General features: G+C 61.4%; 5 protein-coding genes. 4 read left to right on the plus strand and 1 reads right to left on the minus strand.

Features of this window, described 5'->3' with window-relative positions:
- Positions 1–43: 43 nt before the first annotated feature.
- Positions 44–2,143 carry a S9 family peptidase gene (locus JZX89_RS24595; protein WP_207135618.1) on the minus strand — a complete coding sequence of 700 codons (2,100 nt, stop codon included), beginning with the start codon at positions 2,141–2,143 and terminating at the stop codon, positions 44–46.
- 255 nt (positions 2,144–2,398) lie between these two features.
- On the opposite strand from JZX89_RS24595, the gene JZX89_RS24600 reads away from it, so the two are divergent.
- The 4 genes from JZX89_RS24600 to JZX89_RS24615 all read left to right on the plus strand — a co-directional run bounded on the left by JZX89_RS24600 (position 2,399) and on the right by JZX89_RS24615 (position 5,891).
- Positions 2,399–2,800 (plus strand): DUF930 domain-containing protein, encoded by a 402-nt coding sequence (locus JZX89_RS24600; protein ID WP_207135619.1) that lies wholly within the window; start codon positions 2,399–2,401, stop codon positions 2,798–2,800.
- Between the two features lie 105 nt (positions 2,801–2,905).
- Complete coding sequence (locus tag JZX89_RS24605) at positions 2,906–3,814, plus strand: dihydrodipicolinate synthase family protein (RefSeq protein WP_207135620.1); 909 nt, start codon at positions 2,906–2,908, stop codon at positions 3,812–3,814.
- A gap of 62 nt (positions 3,815–3,876) precedes the next feature.
- The gene (locus JZX89_RS24610; RefSeq protein WP_207135621.1) at positions 3,877–4,602 is read left to right on the plus strand and encodes a polysaccharide deacetylase family protein; all 726 of its coding nucleotides are present in this window, start codon (positions 3,877–3,879) and stop codon (positions 4,600–4,602) included.
- A 197-nt stretch (positions 4,603–4,799) separates the two neighbouring features.
- Entirely contained in the window at positions 4,800–5,891 is a 1,092-nt protein-coding gene (locus JZX89_RS24615) for a bifunctional transcriptional activator/DNA repair enzyme AdaA (protein WP_149898837.1), read from the plus strand.
- Positions 5,892–6,204: the final 313 nt, after the last annotated feature.

The raw sequence follows: 6,204 nt of genomic DNA on the forward strand, positions 1-6,204 counted from the left end.
GGTCGGGCGGCGATTGAAATGCCGCCCGACCGCAATCAAAGTCTCACACGGCGTCCTTGCCCGCCACCTTCAGAGCGAAGGCATATTCGAAGGCGATTTCTTCCAGCCGCTGGAAACGGCCCGACTTGCCGCCGTGGCCCGCCGCCATGTTGGTCTTCAGCAGGATCGGCGCTTCACCCGTCGTCTTTTCGCGCAGCTTCGCCACCCATTTGGTCGGCTCCCAATAGGTCACGCGCGGGTCGGTGAGGCCGGAAAGCGCCAGCAATGGCGGATAGGGTTTCTCGCTGACATTGTCATAGGGGCTGTAGGCGGCGATCCACTGATATTCCTCTTCCGATTCCAGCGGGTTGCCCCATTCGGGCCATTCCGGCGGGGTCAGCGGCAGGGTGTCGTCAAGCATGGTGGTCAGCACGTCCACGAAGGGAACGGCGGCGATGATGCCGGCGAATTTCTCCGGTGCCATGTTGGCCACAGCCCCCATCAGCATGCCGCCGGCCGAGCCGCCTTCGGCGATGATGCCGGCATAAGAGGTGAAACCTTCCTGAACCAGATGATCGGCGGCAGCGATGAAGTCCTTGAAGGTGTTCTGCTTGCCTTCCATCTTGCCGGTTTCGTACCACTCGAAACCCTTATCCTTGCCGCCGCGAATATGGGCGATGGCATAGATGAAACCACGGTCGGCCAAAGACAGCGTGGTGGTGGAGAAGGAGGCGGGAATGCTGATGCCGTAAGCGCCATAACCATAAAGCAGGCAGGGGGCGGAACCATCAAGCGCCACATCCTTGCGGTAAAGCAGGGAGACCGGCACCAGCTCACCATCATGGGCGGACGCCATGATGCGGCGGGTGATGTAATCATCCGGATTGTGGCCCGATGGTACTTCCTGCGTCTTCAGAAGCGTGCGCTCTCGCGTCACCATGTCGTAGTCGAACAGCTGGCTCGGCGTCGTCATTGAGGAATAGGAGAAGCGGATGACATCGGTGTCATATTCCGCCGCGCCATGCAGGCCAAGCGAATAGGCCTCTTCGGCAAAGGCGATGGAATGTTCCTCGCCCGTGCGGCGATCGCGGATGACGATGCGTGGCAGGCCGTCGCGGCGTTCCAGCCAGATCAGGTGGCGGGCATAGGCATCGACGGAAAGAATGAGACGACCCGGCTCGTGCGGCACGGTCTCTTTCCAGTTTTCCTTGCCCGGTGCGGTAACCGGCGCTTCCACAATGCGGAAATCCTTGGCGTCGCCGTCATTGGTGAGGATGTAGAAAACGTCGCCGCCCTCGCACATCGAATATTCGATGCCCTCTTCGCGCTCCGCCACCACGGCAGGCTCGGCGGTCAGGTCCTTGGTGGAAAGAATGCGATATTCGCTGGTCTCATGGTCATGAATGTCGATGAAGATGAAATCGTCGAGAACAGACGCGCCGACGCCCATGAAGAAGCCGGGGTCTTTTTCCTCGTAGACCAGCCGGTCGGCCGATTGCGGCTCGCCGATGATATGGTGGAAGACCTTGGAGGGACGGTGGTTCTCGTCCTGCAGCGTATAAAAGAAGCTCTTGCCATCAGGCGCCCATGCGCCGCCGCCACCGGTGTTTTCCACGACATCGGCAAGGTCTTCGCCGGTTTCGAGGTTGCGGATGCGCAGGGTGAAATATTCCGAGCCCTTGTCGTCATAACCCCAGATGCCGTGGCTGTGATCGGAGGACTGGTCGAGACCGGCCAGACGGAAATAATCCTTGCCTTCCGCTTCCTTGTCGCCGTTCAACAGCACGTGTTTTTCGCCCCCATCACGCGGGGTGCGGAAATAATGCGGCTGCTCGCCGCCGGTCACGAACAATGTCCCGTAAGCATAAGGCCCATCATTCACAGGCACGGAAGAATCGTCCTGCTTGATGCGGCCCTTCATTTCTTCGAACAGCTTTTCCTGAAGCGCCTTGGTGTCGCCCATGGCCGCTTCCATATAGGCGTTCTCGGCCTCCAGATGGGTGCGGATGGCCGGGTCGAGCAGGGTAGGGTCCTTGAACATGGCCTGCCAGTTATCGGCCCGGAACCATGCATAATCGTCGGTGCGGGTAATGCCGTGATGCGTGTCCTGAACGGGCCGTTTTTCGGCGGTCGGGGCGGCGGGCAGGTTCTTGAAAATCGGCAAGGGAAACTCGCTTTCGTATGAAAAATCCGTGGTCGCTACCAAGGTGCGGCACCAAGATGTAGAGTGACCCTCCCGGCCGATCAAGTTTCAAATCTCCACAGATGAAATGAGGCTTCGGCACAATTTCGTCGGCTTTCGATCACATTTTGGCAATATCTGGCAAATCGGCGATGATGCGCGGCGGTTGCCGGCCGGACGTCCTCTGCTCGAAACAGACCAAAAGACAAGAACAAACGAAAAAACTGACAGGATCCCATGCGAAAGCTTCTTCCCGCTGCCCTTTCTGCCTTTTTCCTTGGCTTGCAGGCCTTAACCCCCGCTTTTGCGATCGACGCCAGCGTCATGCGGCAGCTGAATGCGCTTGCCCCTGAAGAGCGTCTGGAACAGCGCTGCGATATCGAGGCGATGGAGAGGATAGCGACGGAGCAGAAGGGCATGCGGCCGGATAAGGTCATCGCCTATACCTTTGGTGATCCGGAAGTCGGCAAGAACTCCATCAAGGCGCCGGGTGCGGTCTTCAGAAGTTCCGGTGAATGGTACAAGCTCAAATACAAATGCCAGCTGAAGAGCGACAGCCTCAGCATCCAGACCTTTGATTACCGCGTCGGCGACAGGATTCCCGAAGAGCAGTGGAAGAAGTTGTATCTTTATGACTAAGCAAGGATTTTTTCGGTTGCGGGCAGGGGTTTAGCCGCCACTTTTCTTGCCGCTCCGCCACTGGCTCTGTAACCCTGCTTGCCGATCAAAGCGAGGGAGACGGGCATGGCGACACGATTCAAGGGACTTTCGGCTTTTCCGATCACGCCGGCCGATGAGGCCGGGCGGGTGGACACGCAGGCCTTCTCCGCCCTGATCGAACGGCTGGATGCGGCGGCGGTCGATTCCGTCGGCATTCTCGGCAGCACCGGCATCTACATGTACCTCACGCGGGAAGAGAGACGCCGCGCCATCGAGGCGGCAGCTTCGGTCCTCAAGGGCAAGCGCATATTGATGGCCGGCGTCGGCGCCTTGCGCACCGATGAAGCGGTGGCGCTGGCCAGGGATGCGGAAGCTGCCGGCGCCGATGCCCTGTTGCTGGCGCCCGTCTCCTACACGCCGCTGACGCAGGAAGAGGCCTATCACCATTTCGCCGCCGTGGCCGGCGCAATGGCCCTGCCGCTCGCCATCTACAACAATCCGACGACCACCCGCTTTGCCTTCAGCGACGAGCTTCTGGTGCGGCTTGCCTATATCCCGAATATCCGCGCCATCAAAATGCCGCTGCCGGCCGATTCCGATTATGCGGGTGAGCTCGCGCGGCTGAGGCCGAAGCTGTCGGATGATTTCGCCATCGGCTACAGCGGCGACTGGGGCTGCGCCGAGGCGACACTTGCCGGCGGCGACACCTGGTACAGTGTGGTTGCCGGCCTGCTGCCGGTTGCAGCCCTGCAATTGATGCGGGCGGCTCAGGCCAAGAATGCGGAAGAGGCAAAAAGGATCGATGCGGCCTTCCAGCCGCTCTGGGCGCTGTTCAAGGAATTCGGCAGCATCCGCGTGGTTTACGCCGCCGCCAACATCCTGCAATTGACGGTGAGCGAACCGCCCCGGCCGATCCTGCCGCTCACCAGCGCGGAACGCCAGCGGGTGGAAGAGGCGCTGGAAGCCCTGTCCGCGCTGGAAACCGCGCCATAATTCGGGCGCTTTGCGGGCGGATTGCCACGGGATTATACGCTACTACACTGCGGAAAACGAAAATGATGCGTCGCGTCCTCCTTGCTGTCTTGTTTGCCTCCGCCTCATCCGCCGCGTTCGCGGGCACCGGCCTTGTCGAGCCGACGCTGAAAATGACGCCACGACATGACGGCAACGTGCGGGTGGCGATGACGCTTGATGCCTGCATGGGCAAGACCGATCACCGCATCCTCGATACGCTGGTGAAGGAGCGCATTCCGGCAACGATCTTCGTCACCGCCCGCTGGTTAAAACACAATGGCGAGGCGCTCGCCGTGCTTACGGCGCATCCAGACCTGTTCGAGATCGAAAACCACGGCGAAAACCACGTGCCGGCGGTGGATAAGCCGGTGTCCATTTACGGCATCGCCGCTGCCGGTTCGGAAGCGGCGGTCGAGCAGGAAGTGGAAGGCGGCCGCCAGGCGATCGTCGCTGCCACCGGTCTCCAGCCGCAATGGTTCCGTGGGGCGACGGCCAAATACACCAGGTCCTCCATGGCCACCATCAACCGGCTCGGCATGCGGGTGGCCGGTTATTCCGTCAATGGCGATGGCGGCTCGCTGCTGGGGGCGGCCATGACAGCAAAACACATCGCCTCCGCAAAGGATGGCGACGTCATCATCTCCCACATCAACCAGCCCACCCATGAGGCGGGCGAGGGCGTGGTGAAAGGCCTTCTGGCGCTGAAGGCGCGCGGCGTGGTGTTTACGAGGCTGGACGACCCATCTTTTTCGCCGCCGGGGAACTGAAGGGGAAGCTCTTTCCTCATTCCTGTGCTCGTCACAGGAATCCAGCCAGCCCAAGTCCTTGGGCTGAAAAGACTCCTTCCTCCGCGCAGACGCGCGTCGACTGGATTCCTGTGACGAGCACAGGAATGAGGGAAATGAGCCACATCCACGCCCGTTTTTCGGCGGCGCAGACCCAAAAATTGCGCTAGCATCCCCCCATGATGCTGTTCAAACGCCCCGACACCGAAACGCTGTATTCCGCCCTTGTGAACAAGGACCCCGCCTATGAAGGCGTGGCCTATGTCTGCGTGACCTCGACCAAGATCTTTTGCCGCTTCACCTGCACGGCGCGAAAACCGAAGATCGAAAATTGCCGGTTCCGCGAGACCATCGCCGAATGCCTTGAGGCGGGTTTTCGCCCCTGCAAGCGCTGCAAGCCGATGTTGTCCTATGGCGCTCCGGACGAGACCGTCACCTCGCTTCTGACGGCGCTGGAAAACGAACCGGCGCGGCGTTGGTGCGAGGAGGATGTGGTGGCGCTGGGACACGATCCCTCCACCGTGCGCCGCACCTTCAAGCGTCGTTTTGGCATGAGCTTTCTGGAAATCGCCCGGCTGCGCCGGCTCGGAGACGCGGCGACGAGCCTTGCCTCGGGCGAGGCGGTGATCGGCGCGCAGATCGATGCGGGTTACGAATCCGGCAGCGGCTTTCGCTCGGCGATCAACCAGTTCTTCGGCACGTCGCCCGTCGCCATGAAGGGTAAGGGGTTTTTGAAGGGTGACTGGATCGATACGCCGATCGGCCCGATGCTGGTCGTTGCCGACGATCATGCCCTGCATCTGCTTGAATTCGCCGACCGGCCGGCCCTTCCGGCCGAGCTGAAGCGGCTGAAGGCCCGCACCGGCGCGGATATGGTGCTGGGCCGCACCGCGGTGACCGGCCAGATCGCGGCGGAACTTGCCGCCTATTTCGCCGGCAGTTCGGCTGCCTTCGAAACCCGGCTCGCCGGCCACGGCACGCCCTTCGAGCGCGATGTCTGGCGCAACCTGCGGGAAATTCCGGTGGGTGAGATCGTCAGCTATTCCTCGCTGGCAACCAGCATGGACAGGTCATCCGCCGTGCGCGCCGTGGCCCGCGCCAATGGCGCCAACCAGATTGCGATCGTCGTGCCCTGCCATCGGGTGCTGGGGGCGGATGGCAGCCTGACCGGTTATGGTGGAGGCCTGTGGCGGAAGAAATGGCTGATCGAGCATGAGCGCCGCATGGCGGGCGCGCAGGGGGAGGGGCAGAGAATGCCGCTCGCTTCCTGAGGGTCTTGGCTGTTGGATTTTGGGGGGTTGTTCATTTAGTTGAGCGGGGTGTGTGGGGCTTTACCCCCCTCTGCCCTGCCGGGCATCTCCCCCACAAGGAGGGAGATAGGCAAGACGCTCTTCCACCACCTCATACTCTAACGTCGAGATGAACGAGACACAGCCGCGAATCGATCTCCCCCCTTGTGGGGGAGATGCCCGGCAGGGCAGAGGGGGGTAAACCACACGCGCCCTCCGCCCGCCGTCAACTGACACCCCCTTAAACCGACATCTGGAGCGGTTTCGCGTTTCCGGCCAGAAAACCGCCGCTCAA

The organism is Agrobacterium burrii, from assembly GCF_017313405.1.
Taxonomy (GTDB): domain Bacteria; phylum Pseudomonadota; class Alphaproteobacteria; order Rhizobiales; family Rhizobiaceae; genus Agrobacterium; species Agrobacterium burrii.

Bases quoted from the DNA above. Each gene is read 5' to 3' on its own strand.
- JZX89_RS24615 (WP_149898837.1), top strand. From the start codon at position 4,800: ATGATGCTGTTCAAACGCCCCGACACCGAAACGCTGTATTCCGCCCTT.
- JZX89_RS24605 (WP_207135620.1), top strand. From the start codon at position 2,906: ATGGCGACACGATTCAAGGGACTTTCGGCTTTTCCGATCACGCCGGCC.
- JZX89_RS24600 (WP_207135619.1), top strand. From the start codon at position 2,399: ATGCGAAAGCTTCTTCCCGCTGCCCTTTCTGCCTTTTTCCTTGGCTTG.
- JZX89_RS24610 (WP_207135621.1), top strand. From the start codon at position 3,877: ATGATGCGTCGCGTCCTCCTTGCTGTCTTGTTTGCCTCCGCCTCATCC.